Source organism: Pseudanabaena sp. FACHB-1998 (assembly GCF_014696355.1).
Classification (GTDB): Bacteria; Cyanobacteriota; Cyanobacteriia; order Pseudanabaenales; family Pseudanabaenaceae; genus Pseudanabaena.
Map to the genome: position 1 here is coordinate 49,641 of NZ_JACJQA010000024.1, position 14,502 is coordinate 64,142.

General features: G+C 43.3%; 17 protein-coding genes and 1 other RNA gene. 9 read left to right on the forward strand and 9 right to left on the reverse strand.

Translation table 11 applies throughout. From position 1 onward, the window contains the following. The first annotated feature begins 240 nt into the window (after window positions 1-240). Window positions 241-1,302 (forward strand): deoxyhypusine synthase, encoded by a 1,062-nt coding sequence (locus tag H6F42_RS08375; RefSeq protein WP_190398904.1) that lies wholly within the window; start codon window positions 241-243, stop codon window positions 1,300-1,302. 72 nt (window positions 1,303-1,374) lie between these two features. On the opposite strand, the gene H6F42_RS08380 is transcribed toward H6F42_RS08375, so the two are convergent. Continuing rightward, entirely contained in the window at window positions 1,375-3,780 is a 2,406-nt protein-coding gene (locus tag H6F42_RS08380; protein ID WP_242018375.1) for a SpoIIE family protein phosphatase, read from the reverse strand. Between the two features lie 582 nt (window positions 3,781-4,362). On the opposite strand from H6F42_RS08380, the gene H6F42_RS08385 reads away from it, so the two are divergent. The 7 genes from H6F42_RS08385 (at window position 4,363) to H6F42_RS08415 (ending at window position 8,405) form a co-directional block, all read left to right on the forward strand. Then, a complete protein-coding gene (locus H6F42_RS08385; RefSeq protein ID WP_190398905.1) occupies window positions 4,363-4,578 on the forward strand; it encodes a hypothetical protein in 216 nt (71 codons plus the stop codon). Between the two features lie 180 nt (window positions 4,579-4,758). After that, window positions 4,759-4,855: signal recognition particle sRNA small type (gene ffs / locus H6F42_RS08390), an RNA gene on the forward strand. 34 nt (window positions 4,856-4,889) lie between these two features. After that, on the forward strand, window positions 4,890-6,089 hold the full coding sequence (locus H6F42_RS08395) for an argininosuccinate synthase (protein WP_190398906.1): 1,200 nt from the start codon (window positions 4,890-4,892) through the stop codon (window positions 6,087-6,089). A gap of 171 nt (window positions 6,090-6,260) precedes the next feature. Continuing rightward, the gene (locus H6F42_RS08400) at window positions 6,261-6,695 is read left to right on the forward strand and encodes a PH domain-containing protein (protein ID WP_190398907.1); all 435 of its coding nucleotides are present in this window, start codon (window positions 6,261-6,263) and stop codon (window positions 6,693-6,695) included. 61 nt (window positions 6,696-6,756) lie between these two features. Beyond that, window positions 6,757-7,869, forward strand: coding sequence for an S-(hydroxymethyl)glutathione dehydrogenase/class III alcohol dehydrogenase (locus tag H6F42_RS08405; RefSeq protein WP_190398908.1), 1,113 nt, complete (start codon window positions 6,757-6,759; stop codon window positions 7,867-7,869). Between the two features lie 49 nt (window positions 7,870-7,918). Next, a complete protein-coding gene (locus tag H6F42_RS08410; protein WP_190398909.1) occupies window positions 7,919-8,128 on the forward strand; it encodes a DUF433 domain-containing protein in 210 nt (69 codons plus the stop codon). 79 nt (window positions 8,129-8,207) lie between these two features. Beyond that, entirely contained in the window at window positions 8,208-8,405 is a 198-nt protein-coding gene (locus tag H6F42_RS08415) for a type II toxin-antitoxin system HicB family antitoxin (RefSeq protein ID WP_190398910.1), read from the forward strand. Here H6F42_RS08415 and H6F42_RS21620 read toward each other — a convergent pair. The 8 genes from H6F42_RS21620 to H6F42_RS22105 form a co-directional block, all read right to left on the reverse strand. Next, window positions 8,345-8,779 (reverse strand): hypothetical protein, encoded by a 435-nt coding sequence (locus H6F42_RS21620; RefSeq protein WP_199288957.1) that lies wholly within the window; start codon window positions 8,777-8,779, stop codon window positions 8,345-8,347. The two genes, H6F42_RS08415 and H6F42_RS21620, sit on opposite strands and share 61 nt — an antisense overlap. A 33-nt stretch (window positions 8,780-8,812) precedes the next feature. Beyond that, the gene (locus H6F42_RS08425) at window positions 8,813-9,061 is read right to left on the reverse strand and encodes a DUF2283 domain-containing protein (protein ID WP_190398911.1); all 249 of its coding nucleotides are present in this window, start codon (window positions 9,059-9,061) and stop codon (window positions 8,813-8,815) included. Continuing rightward, window positions 9,043-9,354 (reverse strand): DUF4258 domain-containing protein, encoded by a 312-nt coding sequence (locus tag H6F42_RS08430; RefSeq protein ID WP_190398912.1) that lies wholly within the window; start codon window positions 9,352-9,354, stop codon window positions 9,043-9,045. The genes H6F42_RS08425 and H6F42_RS08430 overlap by 19 nt, the downstream gene beginning before the upstream one ends. 94 nt (window positions 9,355-9,448) lie before the next feature. Continuing rightward, complete coding sequence (locus tag H6F42_RS22100) at window positions 9,449-9,670, reverse strand: SUMF1/EgtB/PvdO family nonheme iron enzyme (protein ID WP_277873837.1); 222 nt, start codon at window positions 9,668-9,670, stop codon at window positions 9,449-9,451. Next, window positions 9,667-11,133, reverse strand: coding sequence for an SUMF1/EgtB/PvdO family nonheme iron enzyme (locus H6F42_RS08435; RefSeq protein WP_199288958.1), 1,467 nt, complete (start codon window positions 11,131-11,133; stop codon window positions 9,667-9,669). The genes H6F42_RS22100 and H6F42_RS08435 overlap by 4 nt, the downstream gene beginning before the upstream one ends. Before the next feature lie 87 nt (window positions 11,134-11,220). Further along, window positions 11,221-11,337, reverse strand: a complete 117-nt coding sequence (gene psbM, locus H6F42_RS08440; RefSeq protein ID WP_190398913.1) for a photosystem II reaction center protein PsbM — start codon at window positions 11,335-11,337, stop codon at window positions 11,221-11,223. 134 nt (window positions 11,338-11,471) lie between these two features. After that, window positions 11,472-12,362 carry a S1 RNA-binding domain-containing protein gene (locus tag H6F42_RS08445; RefSeq protein ID WP_190398914.1) on the reverse strand — a complete coding sequence of 297 codons (891 nt, stop codon included), beginning with the start codon at window positions 12,360-12,362 and terminating at the stop codon, window positions 11,472-11,474. Window positions 12,363-12,537: 175 nt separating this feature from the next. After that, on the reverse strand, window positions 12,538-12,693 hold the full coding sequence (locus H6F42_RS22105; RefSeq protein WP_277873838.1) for a hypothetical protein: 156 nt from the start codon (window positions 12,691-12,693) through the stop codon (window positions 12,538-12,540). On the opposite strand from H6F42_RS22105, the gene ftsH reads away from it, so the two are divergent. After that, window positions 12,692-14,491 carry an ATP-dependent zinc metalloprotease FtsH gene (ftsH, locus tag H6F42_RS08450; RefSeq protein WP_277873839.1) on the forward strand — a complete coding sequence of 600 codons (1,800 nt, stop codon included), beginning with the start codon at window positions 12,692-12,694 and terminating at the stop codon, window positions 14,489-14,491. The two genes, H6F42_RS22105 and ftsH, sit on opposite strands and share 2 nt — an antisense overlap. The last annotated feature ends 11 nt before the right edge of the window (window positions 14,492-14,502 follow it).

Consider the following 14,502-nt stretch of genomic DNA (forward strand, 5'->3'; position numbering starts at 1 on the left):
GTAGTAAAAGAACCGTTTGGGGCAAGAAGTTTTTTTGCGTGCAAGGTTTGGTGTTGACATCAAAGCTAGGTTAGTCCTTGAGCTAACAGTGATTGTCTAAGCCGTAGCCATGATTTGCAGCGAATAAATTTTTTCAACTTCTAGATGTTCGATTTTGCTTGTTTCATTGTTTTGAAGTTTGCTCTAAAACTCTGCACATATTTGCATACACCCACATTAAACATCTAGGAAAAAAGAACCATGAAACGCGAACTACTTAAACAGACTGTTGAACACATCGATATCAAAGCTTTTGATGTTGTTGGTTTGGTTGATGCCATGGCAAATACAGCTTTTCAAGGCAGAAACCTCGGTCGTGCTGCTCGTATCTACGACAACATGATTCAAGACAAAGATTGCGCGATTATCCTATGTTTGGCAGGTTCTTTATTTAGTGCGGGTCTCAAAGGCATCATTTACGATTTGATTACCAACAATATGGTGGACATGATCGTATCTACAGGCGCTAACATCGTTGACCAAGATTTCTTTGAAGCCCTTGGATTTCGTCACTATGTAGGTGATACCTTCGCTGACGATACAGTGCTGCGCGAAAATGCGATCGACCGCATCTATGACACCTACATTGACGAAGATGAATTGCGCGTTTGCGATATGACGATCGCAAAAATTGCTAATTCTCTACCAGCTCGCGCTTATTCTTCCCGCGAATTCATCCATGAGATGGGTGCTTATCTTGACAAGAATGCCAAGAATCGTCATTCCGTTGTTTTAGCTGCTTACGAACATCAAGTCCCTATCTTTGTTCCCGCTTTTAGTGATTGCTCCGCAGGTTTTGGGTTGGTACATCACCAATGGAACTCCCCCGAAGAACACCTCAGCATTGACTCTGTAAAAGATTTCCGTGAATTGACTCAATGCAAGTTGGCAAGTCCTCATACAGGACTATTCATGGTCGGTGGTGGTGTTCCTAAGAACTTTGCTCAAGATACCGTTGTGGCTGCCGAATTGCTTGGATTTGAAGCTGCCATGCACAAGTATGCCGTTCAAATTACCGTAGCAGATGAACGCGATGGCGCTCTTTCTGGTTCCACCTTGAAGGAAGCTCATTCTTGGGGCAAGGTTGATATTGTGCAAGAGCAAATGGTCTTCTCCGAAGCCACCGTTGCTTTGCCTTTGATTGCTGGCTATGTCTATGGCAAGCGCAACTGGTGCGATCGCGCTCCTCGTCAACTAGCTCAAGTATTCAACAAGCCCTCGGTGGCGAACTTCACTAGTATTCCTGCTCCTGTAGGCGTTTAGAACTGTTCACCAAAGAGGCTCTTCGAGCCTCTTCTTTAGAAAAAACAAGGCTCTTTGAGCCTTGTTTTTTTGCTATTTTTGCTTGAGTATAAGTAAAGTAATGTCGTCATAGATTTTTTGTGTGCCAATATGCGATCGCAGATCCTCGATAACCGCCTGACGAATGACGATCGCCGAACCCGCCACATTCCTCACCACAACCTCACATAAGCGCTCCACACCATAGAGTTGACGCTGTTCATTTTCTGCTTCCGTAATACCATCGGTATACAGCACCATCACATCCCCTGCATCTAAATGGATCTGCTTTTGATCCACAAAATCAATAATTTCCTTCTCTAAACCGATGGGAAATCCTAAATCGATCGTATCAAACCTTTCTAACGTTCCATTCTTGCGAGCTACGATAATCTCTTCATGTTGACCACTTAATGTCAACTTCCCATGCTCATAATCGATCAAGGAGAGAGTTAAATTCTTGTCTGAAGACATTCTTTGAACATTGCCATAAATAGTACGATTCAACGTATCCAGAAACCGCACGGGATCTTCTTCATTATTTTCGAGTAAAGTACGCACCGCAGTTTGTACCATGATCATTAACATGCCGCTTTCCAGCCCATGCCCTGTGACATCGCCAATCCCAATTTTGATGCGTTCGTCCTGCTGCAAAACATCATAGTAGTCTCCTCCTACTTCGGCAGCAGGCTCCATAAAGCCCGCAATATCCAAGCCCCTGATTAAAGCTAGCTCTTTGTCCTTGGGCAAGATCATCTCTTGAAGCTTACGAGTGACATTTAACTCGCTACTCATACGGAGGTTTTCTTCCTTCAGCAAATTATTTAACGCAATAATTTGTTGGTTGGCTTTTTCTAGGGCGAGTTCCGCAGTTTTGCGCTGACTAATATCTTCAACCGTACCTTCGTAATAAAGAATTTTTCCCTGACTATCTCTCAATGCTCTTACATTTTCACTAATCCAAATAGGAGAGCGATCGCGTTTATATACCTGTGACTCAAAGCCCTTGATGGTGTCATTTGCCTCCATTAATTTTTGAAAAACTTGGCGGCGATCTTTTTCCACATAAAGTTGAGCTTGAATATCTACAATTTCCTCCAGCAATTGCTCTACAGATTCATAGCCATAGATTCGGGCGAGAGCTAAGTTAACGCTGATATACTTGCCATCCACAGTAGTTTGGAAAATCCCATCAACCGAGTTTTCAAAAATGCTACGATACTTTTCCTCGGACTCCTTAAGGGCGATCGCCACCTTGTTAAACGATCGCACAACCATGGATAGCTCATCTTTACTATCTAATTTAATGATACTTGTACCCCCTGAAGTCATTTGTTTAGAAGCAATATCTAACTGATAGACAGTTCGCATCACCGATAGATAAAAGCCAATAAACAAGTAGATAATGGCAACCATCACCACCGCTACAAAATTAACAATAAATTGCTTCCGATCCTTAAGTCCTTGAATTCGATCTATTAAAAGCTCATCAAGACGCTCTACCAAATCTCCCCACAACGTAAAGCTGCTTTCAAAAGCGCTTTGCATTTCTGTTTGATAAAGTGGTTCTTTGGAGGATAGATTAATGTCTTGAGTCGCTAATTGACTGGTATATGCATTAATCTCACTGATAATCACTACAAAATTTCGTAGCGATCCACCTAGCTCCTTACGCAAATTGCCACGGGGATTATTTTGAAAAGCTCTTTCAAGGTTTGCCGCCAGATCGTTGTTGTAGTCGCTGAGTAAGCTCGATAGAGAGATCAATGTAGCTCTTTTTTCGTTGCTGATCTCTTGCTTAAAGAGGATTTCCGATTCAACCTTCATCACCTTGTAAAGCAAACTTTGCATTTCAGGTAATTTAAGGCAAATAGCATCCATGAGATAGTAAGTATCTAAATCTGGATCGAGAATGAGATTTGAATAATCAATAATATGTCTACGAAATTGATTAATTGATTCAATTAATACATCATGATTGCGAAATCCTAAAAATTCTTGACTATCTATCAATGATTGCCATTTAAAGCGAATATCGTTTAGTTTACGCTCAGTTTGTAAGATTTTCCCCAATTTAATATCGATATCTGTTAAAGTTTGCAGCTTTTCGTCAATTTTTTTTTGCAAAGTTAGAAAAGATTCGGTGGTTGCTGACTGGTCTAGACGCTGAGAATCTTTATAAAATTCTCTTTGTAAGAGTAATTGCCTTTGAGGGATGTATTGCCAAAGCTGATTTATGGGACGGAGATAAGTATTTCCATAAATTTCTTTTTGGGTAAACTCTATACGACTATCTAATTCAGTAATCAGGAAATTCATCACTAATGCTAGTGGTAAGACAAATAACAGGCTGATCACTAAAAATTTCTGAGGATATTTCAGATGGTTCATGACTGCTATTGCTGGTTTAAATAGCTTCATATTTTGTGTGCGATAGTCTTCTAGGCTAGTTCTTGGCATACCGCAGCCTCTTAAAACTTGTCTATTTAGTTCTCAATTTTATACTCTTAGTGACCTTAAATCAGTCTGAGAAAGCTGAGTTTGTGATCAATAGAGACAACAAAACCTAAGTTTTGAATCGGTTACTCCTCCCTTTCACTCCATAGAATAAGCACTATAGCTATAGCTTATAGCTAGTCTTGACCCCAAGAAGCGAGTGGCGGCGCAAAGCTCCGCCACTCGCTTCTTGGGTTTTGGTTTGTCCTAATGCAAATAACTACAGCTATATAAAAGTGAAATAAGTAGGCGTGCGCGGCGAAGCCGCGCACGCCTACTTATTTCATTGGGAGTAAGTAGCTAGGCGTAATTTAGTGGTGTAGTTTTCTAACCTCTTCACTAGGAACAGATCGTAAAATAAGCCGTCTTAATGGATTAAGCTTAGGTTAAGATTAGGTTAATAAAAAATATTGTCGATCATAATATTCATAGTTATTAACTTGAATCCCTAAAAGCTAATGAAACCGCCTACTTAAAGGCGAATCTTTCAGGATCTTTAAGACTACTCACCCATTTACCTTGAGTTGCTATCTAAGGAGGGAAATTATGTCTCATACAAAATTTATGTTTCCCCAGTCCCGTTACTACGGTACTTTTACTCCAGAAAACTTGATGTTTAATGCCAATTTGCAAGAGTTTTCCCATCGAGTCAGCATAATTTGTGCGTTAGAAACTGGCGGCAAGTTATCAGCCCACGAGGCTTATTCAAAGATTGAAGAGCTATGGCAGCAATTAAATCAGTCAAAGCAAAATTTACTCTAAGCCACTACTTTTAAACAGGGTCGAGATTGATACGCAGCAGATCTGCTGCGTATCAATCTCGACCCTGTTTAATTTTGCGCTCCAGCCAAAACCCCAAATGGCTACATCGGGCTACAAAATTTATGTGTGGATTTGCCAACAATTAATCTAACTTTCACGCTTAGTGCTAATCTTATAGATGGCTCGGATCTATGCGATCTTAACGCCCGAATCGTGTCAGGGTCGGAAGGCAGCAGCACTAAGGGATGCTTAAGATAGGCGTAGTACCCGGGCTACTTTTTTAGGTTTAGAAATGGGTTTAGGAGAGATTCATGGGTCGGGCGAAAAAAGTCGTACTTGCGTATTCGGGCGGCGTTGATACATCTGTATGCATTCCTTATCTAAAACAAGAATGGGGTGTTGAAGAAGTCATTACCCTTGCGGCAGACCTAGGACAAGGGGATGAGTTAGGCCCCATTAAGCAAAAGGCTCTAGATTCAGGTGCATCCGTCTCGCTAGTTAGAGATGTAACTAAGGAATTTGTCACGGACTATGCATTTCCTGCAATTAAGGCAAATGCGCTTTATGAAAGCCGTTATCCTTTAACAACAGCATTAGCCCGTCCTCTGATTGCCAAGATTTTGGTAGAAGCAGCAGCAGAATATGGAGCGGATGCCGTTGCTCATGGATGTACTGGTAAAGGAAATGATCAAGTGCGATTTGATGTATCGATCGCGGCTTTGAATCCTGATCTTAAGGTGCTAGCTCCTGCTCGCGAGTGGGGTATGAGTCGTGAAGAAACGATCGCCTATGGTGAAAAGTTTGGTATTCCTTCACCCGTTAAAAAGTCCTCACCTTTTAGCATCGATCGCAACTTGCTTGGACGCAGCATCGAGGCAGGTCCTCTAGAAGATGCTTGGAACGAGCCACCCGAAGAAATTTATGACTTCACCAAGGCGATCAGCGATACTCCCGATGAGCCAACCTATACAGAAATTGGCTTTGAGAAAGGACTTCCCGTATCGCTCGATGGTCAAGCCCTTGAGCCAGTGGAATTAATCACTAGACTCAATGCGATCGCTGGCGGTAATGGCTATGGACGCATCGACATGGTAGAAAATCGCCTCGTGGGAATCAAGTCTCGCGAAATCTACGAAGCTCCTGCGATGTTGGTGTTGATCCATGCTCACCGTGATCTCGAAAGTCTCGCCTTGCCCTCTGACCTAGCGCAGTACAAGCGTAGTGTCGAAGAAACCTATGGCAAGATTATCTACAACGGCTTATGGTACAGCCCCCTCAAAGATGCCCTTGATGCTTTCATCGATAAGAGCCAAGAGCGGGTCACAGGCGTAGTTCGCGTCAAGTTCTATAAAGGCAATGCAACTATTGTCGGTCGCAAGTCGGTTAACTCCCTCTACGACGAAAACCTTGCCACCTACACCAGTGCTGACCAATTTGACCATAAAGCCGCCGAAGGTTTTATCTATGTCTGGGGTCTGCCAATCCGTGTATGGGCGCAGAAAACCAGATAGGTAGCTAACATTCCGAATAAAAGAAAGGCGGCGCAACGCGCCGCCTTTCTTCTATGGGGATTTGGCAACAGCAAACATTTTGAGGCTTTGACTTTGATGTCCGTGCAAAGCGCTGTAAACTTTAAGAGAGGTTTGCCTAGCAAATCTCTCTTAAAGTTTATTGGGCGACCTATGACACAAGTACCTTTACCTGAAGAGCGCATCCTGTTTAAAGGAAATCCTGCGGTGATTGGGAGTGTGACTCGACTATTAATCGTAATTTTTACGTTGGGGATCGGTGCGATCTGGTTCTGGCTAAGATCTATCAATACACAGTATCTAATTACCTCCCAAAGAATTGTTATAGAAATTGGAGTATTTTCAAAAAATATTGAAACCCTCGAAATCTATCAAGTTGACGATATCCTATTAGAAAAGCCTCTAAATCAGCGCATTATGGGAACTGGCAATATCATGTTAGTTACTCGCGATCATAGTACTCCCCAAGTTTTGTTAGAACGCTTACCTATTGATGTGAGGGAACTGTATGAACAGATGCGTCCATGCATTCAACAGTCTCGATTTCGATTTCGAGTCCATGACAGCGAAAATCCTAGGGAATTTTAGGATGTCTCCCGTATAATTTGGTGTAAATCGCCAGATATAAACTCAGGGACGCAAAAGATTCATGGATGTAAAAGCCGCAGTTGCCTTTGCCGCAGGTCACCCCCTCAAGATTGAGACAGTCCAGTTAGAGCCGCCTAAGGCTGGCGAAGTCCTAGTCGAAATCAAGGCTACGGGAGTTTGCCATACCGATGCTTTTACCTTATCAGGTGCTGATCCTGAAGGCTTATTTCCGACTATTCTCGGACATGAAGGTGCGGGTGTAGTGGTTGAAGTAGGCGCAGGCGTGACTTCTCTGAAAGCAGGCGATCGCGTAATTCCTCTCTATACCCCCGAATGTCGTAACTGTTCCTATTGCCTCAGTGGTAAAACGAACCTCTGTCAAGCGATCCGCGTCACCCAAGGTCAAGGCTTAATGCCCGATGGAACTAGCCGTTTCTCCATCAATGGTGAAAAAATTCATCATTATATGGGAACTTCCACCTTTGCGAACTATACCGTTCTTCCTGAAATCGCACTTGCCAAAATCCGTAATGACGCACCTTTCGAGAAAGTCTGCTATATCGGCTGTGGAGTCACGACTGGCATCGGTGCGGTAATTAATACCGCCAAAGTTGAATATGGCTCTAATGTCGTTGTCTTTGGCTTAGGAGGCATCGGCTTAAACGTCATTCAAGCAAGTCGGATGGTCGGCGCAAATATGATCGTCGGCGTAGATATTAATCCTCAAAAACGCGCCCTTGCAGAAAAAATGGGGATGACCCATTTTGTAAATCCCAAGGAAGTCGAAGGCGATCTCGTTCCCTATCTCGTAGATTTAACTAAAGGCGGCGCAGACTATAGCTTTGAATGTATAGGCAGACCAGAGACGATGCGCCAAGCGCTTGAATGCTGTCACAAGGGTTGGGGAGTGAGTGTGATTATCGGTGTAGCAGGTGCGGGTCAAGAAATTAGTACTAGACCCTTTCAATTAGTCACAGGTCGGGTCTGGAAAGGTACTGCCTTTGGTGGTGCAAAGGGACGAACTGATGTTCCTAAGATTGTCGATTGGTATATGGAAGGTAAAATCGATATCGATAGTCTAATTACAAATGTAATGCCCATTGAGCGGATTAATGAGGCTTTCGACCTAATGCACAGAGGCGAGGCAATTCGGACAGTACTAACTTTCTCTTAAGATAGAAGATCGTGGAGTGCAAGCACCGTCATCAACTTGAGGCAACAAAATGGAAAATCAATTAATTGTAAGAGATCGTGAAATTCTCTCTGGAATACCTGTATTTAAGGGAACTAGAGTTCCTGTAAAGAATTTGGTTGATTATCTTGAAGCAGGAGACTCTCTGGAAGATTTTTTAGATGACTTCCCAACTGTGCAGAAAGAAAAAGTAGTGAAGTCTTTAAATCTATCAATCAAATATTATTTGGCGCATGATTAGGGAAGTGCTGCTTGATGAGTGCTTGTCCAGAAAATAAAAAGGCTAGTATTATAGATATCTCTAATTACATCAATTAATCATGAAACATATCAAAATTGTGGTAGAAAAACATCCAGAGGGTTATGTGGCTTATCCTCTAGGCATTCAAGGGGTTGTAGTTGGTGAGGGAGATTCCTATGAAGAGGCTCTCAATGATGTGCGATCGGCGATCTTGTTTCATGTGGAAACTTTTGGGCGATCGGTTTTAGATGAGGTTGATGTAGCTTGTTGCTTGTAGCAAAGAAATTCTGTGAAGTCTTTAACTTGCAAAATCGATTCTTCGGGAAGTAGTTCTAGTAATGCTAAAAGTTGCTGTTTTACTTTATGTTTGTCGCTTTGTTGATGAGCATTTATTGGATTTATTTGATGAGGATAGAGCGTCTCTACATCTAGGGTGTCACGAAATGATTCGGGATCGTCTTGAGATGCTTCGATCATATCGCCTTCAGTGGTGAACTTTAGCCATCCACCAAATAGTTTGACTAGGTAGGCTTCACCATCTTTAAATATTTCCACGATCGCACCATCAGTCCCTTGTGGGGCAATTCCACTAGAGTGAAGATGAATGTCTTGATTTAAGGTAACGGAATCAAACATTTGAAACTTACTCATGTTTTTCCCTCTTTGCGATGGCGAAGTGGATTTTTACACTCGATTATTGACATTCAAGATAGTCAGACCAACAATTTCATCATTTTGATAGCGGATTAAAATATCGTCATCTGTGAGTTCGCTATCATCGGCAGGAAGTGCGGGTTGATGAAAATTGATGTATAACACATCGGCTTCGACATCATAAAAAGTCCAAGTATTTTTCTTGGGTAGGTTTTTAATTGCATTAGCTAAGTTGAGATAGCTAGGAATTTTGAGAGGGTTTAATGGGAGCGTGACCATACTTCTTTGCGTTTGTTGAGAGAATTGATACGTTTAGTTAGATAGGCGGTGATGACAAACCCATCTTCTTCTGCTTCTTTGTAAATTGTAACCAAATACTTATTATCACCTAGCAGCTTGACTGCTAAAAGTTCACCATTATTGCCTTCTAGAATTTTATCAGGATTTTCTATGGTTTGCATGATTTCGGATTGGAGGTTGAGAAGTTCGGGATGTCCTGCGGTTATATGTTGCCATCTTTCCTCGGTTAAGCGAATGGTTAGTCCGTTTTTAGCGGATGCGATAAGGGGCATAGTTTTTGTCGATTTAGACGACTTCTATAGGTTTCTCGTAATTGGTTTGTCATAGAAATATAAAAAAAGAAAAAGTCCTCACGCCAGAAAGAACTTAGATAACCACCCGAAAACCGAGGAGGCTGTCGCGAAAATCCGTATCTTCCCAGAAGCGAACCGCCGAACGACAAATGAACGCGTAGTTGAACCACGAGCCGCCACGCCATATACGTCTGTTTTGTTCGCCGCCAACCAGCCAATCAGTTCCGTCCGTTGGTGCGCCATTGTAATTGTCATGCCATACATCTTCACACCATTCCCAGACATTACCACTCATATCGTAAATACCAAGCTCATTGGCTTTTTTCTGACCCACAGGATGGGTTTTATTACCAGAATGTTATACCATCCCACCTCATCCAAATTATTACTTCCTGCATATTCATAGCCTTTGCCTTGATTACCACCTTTCGCGGCATATTCCCATTCTGCTTCACTAGGTAATCGCACTTTCTGTCCTGTTTTTTGCGATAGTTTCTGACAAAACTCCATAGCATCATGCCAACTAACCTGTTCTACAGGATTTTGAGCAACCTTAAAGTTTGACGGAGTATTACCCATCACCGCCTGATATTGCGCCTGTGTGACAGCATATTTGCCAATCAAAAATTCACGCAAGTTCACCCGATGAATCGGCTTTTCTTCATCACGTTCATTACCTCCCATATCAAAACTACCCGCCGCCACTTTCACCAGTTCTAACTTCACGCCATTCCCACAGTCCAACACAAGGGAATTACTCGAAGTTGATATAGGAGTCTGTACTGGCTGTGAAAATATTCCTGATAAGATACTTGGTTTGGCTGGTTGTGATTGGACTATGGGTAATGGTGCAAGCTTAACTGGAGCCGCTTTTAGTTGCAACACTTGCAAAGTCTCTATAACTGAATTGGGTCTTTCCTTGACCCTGTAAGCAGTCATCCGATCCAATAACTTCCCAAACTCATCGCTCACCACCTTCCCGTTCAAAAACTGTCGCCATTGATATTCATTTTCCAAAACGTCATAGAGCGTAAACGGTTCCACATTCGTGAGCAAATGCAAACAAGTCACACCCAACCCAAACAAATCGCTCTGAAACACCGATTTACCCAACATTTGCTCAGGAGCGCCATAACTCGGCTTCCCGATACCCGTCCCCGTCTTTGCCAATAACGTCGCCGTTGCGTGCTTTGCCGCCCCAAAATCTACCAACACCAACTTTTGATCACTGCGCCGCCGAATGATATTGTCTGGCGAAATATCGCGATGGATTACTGACTTGCTATGCACAAACTCCAAAATTTGCAGCACCTCCCCCAACACATCCCGCACCTGCTGCTCACTAAAAGCCCCAACTCGCCTTAACTCCTGCTCCAAAGTCTCACCATCGATAAACTCTTGGATGAGGTACTGCTTACCCTCATGGATTGTAAAAGATAGAAGTTCAGGAATTTGCGGATGCTTACCCAAATCATCAAGCCGCTTTGCCTCCTGCTCAAACAACCTGATGGCGACATCCAAAGTGCCTTGACTCGCATTAGGATTGATCGTCTCAAAAGCAAACTGCTTAATCACACAACGCGGCTGTGATGGCTTCGACTCATCCTGAGCCAAGAAAGTCTTACCAAATCCCCCTTTACCGATTACCTTCAAAGCGCGGTAACGCTCTTGAATTTGTAGCTTTGCGCCACATTGGGCGCAGAATTTTGTGGTTAAAGGATTAGCGCGATCGCAAGCAAGGCACAGGCAGTTACTCATGCTAAATAAATCTTAGAAAATTTAGATTGCTATATTTTAGCAAAAACAAAAAACTCAGCTAAATAGCTGAGTTTTTTGTTGGTTTACCTACTTGCTTTGACCTTCTTCTCGGCTAGCAGTCTGAATATAGAGGGTTAACAAGAAAACGGTAGGTACAAATATTGCTAAGACGGTAGCTAGAAGACCGAGAAAATTAGTTTCCATAAATTTGATTTTGAGTGCTGATTTTAAAGATTTTAATGTCTGTAGATATTTTAAGTGGAAAAATGATTACTCTTACGAAAAAATTAAAACCAAAAAAGAGAAGGGGCGTTTTACGCCCCTTCTCTTTTTTGGTTTTAAGCTTCCCAGAGTTTGCTGATATTTTTTTCAAGACGCTCTTCAGCTTCGGCAAATACTTGAGCAGAATTATCGAGCATCTCGCCAGCATGAAGTTCTAGGAGTTTGGTCGAAAGGGCAATCCGATTGCGAGACTCATCAATATCAATAATCACCGCCTTAATCACATCATTAAGTTGAAATACACGGGTAGGATCGCCAACGGCTTTTTGACTCATTTCCTTGACATGGAGTAAGCCCGAAACTCCTGAGAACTCTACAAATGCGCCAAAAGGTCGAATATTGGTCACTTTACCTGTAACCAATTGTCCCTTAGCAAGTTGGTTTAAGGCTGCAAGTTTTGCCGCCTGACGGTTGGACAAGACTAACTTTTTGCGAGTTTCATCAGCATCTAAAACCATTACAGGCATCTTTGTGCCTACAAGTTTTGCTAGATCAGTGGTGTCGGTCAGGTGCGAGCGCGGTACAAACCCACGTAAACCCACCGCATCGACGATTACACCGCCACTATTCGTACCAATTACCTTGGTTTCAAACACTTGCGATTCGGCTTGGTAGGTGCGAAGAGTTTCCCAAGCTTGCTTAAATAATAAACGGCGCACGGATAGTTTGACTTCCCCATCCGCATTCTGACTGCTAATAATCAGAAATTCGTACTCATTGCCAATGGGGAAAACATCACTAGAGCGTAAAGAACCACTGAGAGTAGCTTCTTCACTGGGTAGGAATCCTAAAGATTTTGCGCCAATATCGACATAAATGCCACTACTTTCAACGGAGATCACCTTGCCCTTAACTATTTGCCCCACAGCAAATTCGTAGTTATGTTCGGCGAGGGCGTTGGCAAAGTCATCGGCAGAAAATGGCTGAATATTTTTTGTGGCGTTCATGGATAGAGATAAATATGCTAAAGATGCGTAGCTTTACTTGCGTGTATTTTAATGCAATTGTTCATGCATTTGTCTTGTAGTGATAAATAATGGGGACATAAAACTCAATAGCAGAGTTGCGGCGCAGATCTCTATGGGGTTAAGCAACCTACTTTATATTTGAGAATGCATTAGACTAGTAACATAACAAAGTCAACCGATTACCGCATCGACGGGGTTCTAAGGAGCGACAGGCAGTGATGTCTTCTGTAAACAAAGTCTTTTGGGCAAACTTTTGGCGGCGCGTCAAAACGACAGCCGTAAGTTTAGCAATAGTACAGGGTGTAGCCATGACAGCGCCTACACCAGTGCGTGCTGACGGTGAAACCGCGTCATCTATGGGCTATACGGAGCTACTTTCCAATGTGAAAGATAACAAAGTCCAAAAGATCGATCTTGAAAGTAACGGGCTGGCGGCGGAAGTAGTTCTAAAAGACGGACGCAAAGCCAGAGTTGACTTGATTGCCCGTGACGGAAACACCGAGTTGATGAAGGCTATACGGGAGAATAATGTCGATATTGCGGTAAGAGCGCCTCAACAGCCAACCTTACTTTGGCAATTGGCAAGTACTTTTTTTGTGCCACTATTGTTAATTTTTGTGTTGCTAATGGTGTTACGCCGACTTAGTAATGCCCCCGGAGGTCCGGGACAGACCCTAAGCTTTGGCAAGACTAAGGCAAGATTTTCGCCAGAAGCGAAAACAGGAATCATGTTTGAAGATGTGGCGGGAATTGACACTGCTAAGGAAGAATTGCAAGAAGTTGTCACTTTTCTGAAACAGCCCGATCGCTTTACGGCGGTTGGTGCAAAAATCCCCAAGGGCGTATTGCTAATTGGTCCTCCCGGAACTGGTAAGACGCTTTTAGCTAAGGCGATCGCGGGAGAGGCGGGTGTACCATTTTTCTCGTTGTCGGGTTCCGAATTTGTGGAAATGTTTGTGGGTGTGGGTGCATCCCGCGTCCGCGACCTATTCCAAAAAGCCAAGGAAAATGCGCCTTGCATTATTTTTATTGATGAAATTGATGCCGTCGGTCGTCAACGGGGCGCGGGCATCGGTGGCGGTAATGATGAGCGTGAGCAAACCCTTAACCAAATGCTTACGGAAATGGATGGTTTCCAAGGTAATTCAGGCGTAATTGTGGTGGCGGCAACCAATCGCCCTGATGTCTTAGATAGCGCCCTACTCCGTCCCGGTCGTTTTGATCGCCAAATTACGGTGGACTATCCCGACTACAAGGGTCGCCAAGAAATCCTCAAAGTCCATGCGCGTAATAAGAAACTAGAAGAAAATGTATCGATTGAATCGATCGCCCGTTTAACTCCCGGATTTGCAGGAGCTGATTTGGCGAACTTGCTTAATGAAGCCGCAATTCTAGCCGCTCGTCGCTACAAAGAGGCGATCGGTGAACTGGAAATTGCCGATGCGATCGATCGCGTTACCATCGGTTTAAGCATGAAGCCGATGCTCGACAGCTCCAAGAAGCGTCTAGTTGCCTATCACGAAGTTGGTCACGCCTTGGTGATGACCCTACTCAAAAATGCATCTCTCCTCGACAAAATTACGATTGTGCCGCGTTCGGGTGGTATCGGTGGCTTTGCTAAGGGTGTTCCCGACGAGGAATATGGGCTAGAGTCGCGATCGCAAATTCTGGACACGATTACAATGATGCTCGGTGGTCGTGCTGCGGAGGAAGTGGTTTTTGGTGATGCCGAAATTACCACAGGTGCATCGGGAGATTTTCAGCAGGTTGCCCGCTTAACTAGACTGATGGTGACTCAGTTTGGCATGTCGGAACTAGGTTTGGGTGCTCTGGAATCAGAAAGCGGTGAAGTTTTCTTGGGTCGTAATTTTATGCCCCAAAGTGATTACTCAATTAAGCTAGGCGATCGCATTGATCGGCAGATTCGTGAAATCGCTCAAACCTGTTACAACACTGCTAAAACACTCATCGAAGATAATCGCGATCTATGCGATCGCCTTGTGGACATTCTTCTTGATGTGGAAACCCTTGATGGTGAGGAGTTCCGTAAAATTGTGGCGGAATATACGCAGCTACCCGAAAAGAAAACGGCTTCAGTCAAGTTTTAATGATTAAAAAA

Coding starts and splice junctions, on each gene's coding strand:
- H6F42_RS08375 (WP_190398904.1), top strand. CDS start 241: ATGAAACGCGAACTACTTAAACAGACTGTTGAACACATCGATATCAAA.
- H6F42_RS08380 (WP_242018375.1), bottom strand. CDS start 3,780: ATGCCAAGAACTAGCCTAGAAGACTATCGCACACAAAATATGAAGCTA.
- H6F42_RS08385 (WP_190398905.1), top strand. CDS start 4,363: ATGTCTCATACAAAATTTATGTTTCCCCAGTCCCGTTACTACGGTACT.
- H6F42_RS08395 (WP_190398906.1), top strand. CDS start 4,890: ATGGGTCGGGCGAAAAAAGTCGTACTTGCGTATTCGGGCGGCGTTGAT.
- H6F42_RS08400 (WP_190398907.1), top strand. CDS start 6,261: ATGACACAAGTACCTTTACCTGAAGAGCGCATCCTGTTTAAAGGAAAT.
- H6F42_RS08405 (WP_190398908.1), top strand. CDS start 6,757: ATGGATGTAAAAGCCGCAGTTGCCTTTGCCGCAGGTCACCCCCTCAAG.
- H6F42_RS08410 (WP_190398909.1), top strand. CDS start 7,919: ATGGAAAATCAATTAATTGTAAGAGATCGTGAAATTCTCTCTGGAATA.
- H6F42_RS08415 (WP_190398910.1), top strand. CDS start 8,208: ATGAAACATATCAAAATTGTGGTAGAAAAACATCCAGAGGGTTATGTG.
- H6F42_RS21620 (WP_199288957.1), bottom strand. CDS start 8,779: ATGAGTAAGTTTCAAATGTTTGATTCCGTTACCTTAAATCAAGACATT.
- H6F42_RS08425 (WP_190398911.1), bottom strand. CDS start 9,061: ATGGTCACGCTCCCATTAAACCCTCTCAAAATTCCTAGCTATCTCAAC.
- H6F42_RS08430 (WP_190398912.1), bottom strand. CDS start 9,354: ATGCCCCTTATCGCATCCGCTAAAAACGGACTAACCATTCGCTTAACC.
- H6F42_RS22100 (WP_277873837.1), bottom strand. CDS start 9,670: ATGAGTGGTAATGTCTGGGAATGGTGTGAAGATGTATGGCATGACAAT.
- H6F42_RS08435 (WP_199288958.1), bottom strand. CDS start 11,133: ATGAGTAACTGCCTGTGCCTTGCTTGCGATCGCGCTAATCCTTTAACC.
- psbM (WP_190398913.1), bottom strand. CDS start 11,337: ATGGAAACTAATTTTCTCGGTCTTCTAGCTACCGTCTTAGCAATATTT.
- H6F42_RS08445 (WP_190398914.1), bottom strand. CDS start 12,362: ATGAACGCCACAAAAAATATTCAGCCATTTTCTGCCGATGACTTTGCC.
- ftsH (WP_277873839.1), top strand. CDS start 12,692: ATGACAGCGCCTACACCAGTGCGTGCTGACGGTGAAACCGCGTCATCT.
- H6F42_RS22105 (WP_277873838.1), bottom strand. CDS start 12,693: ATGGCTACACCCTGTACTATTGCTAAACTTACGGCTGTCGTTTTGACG.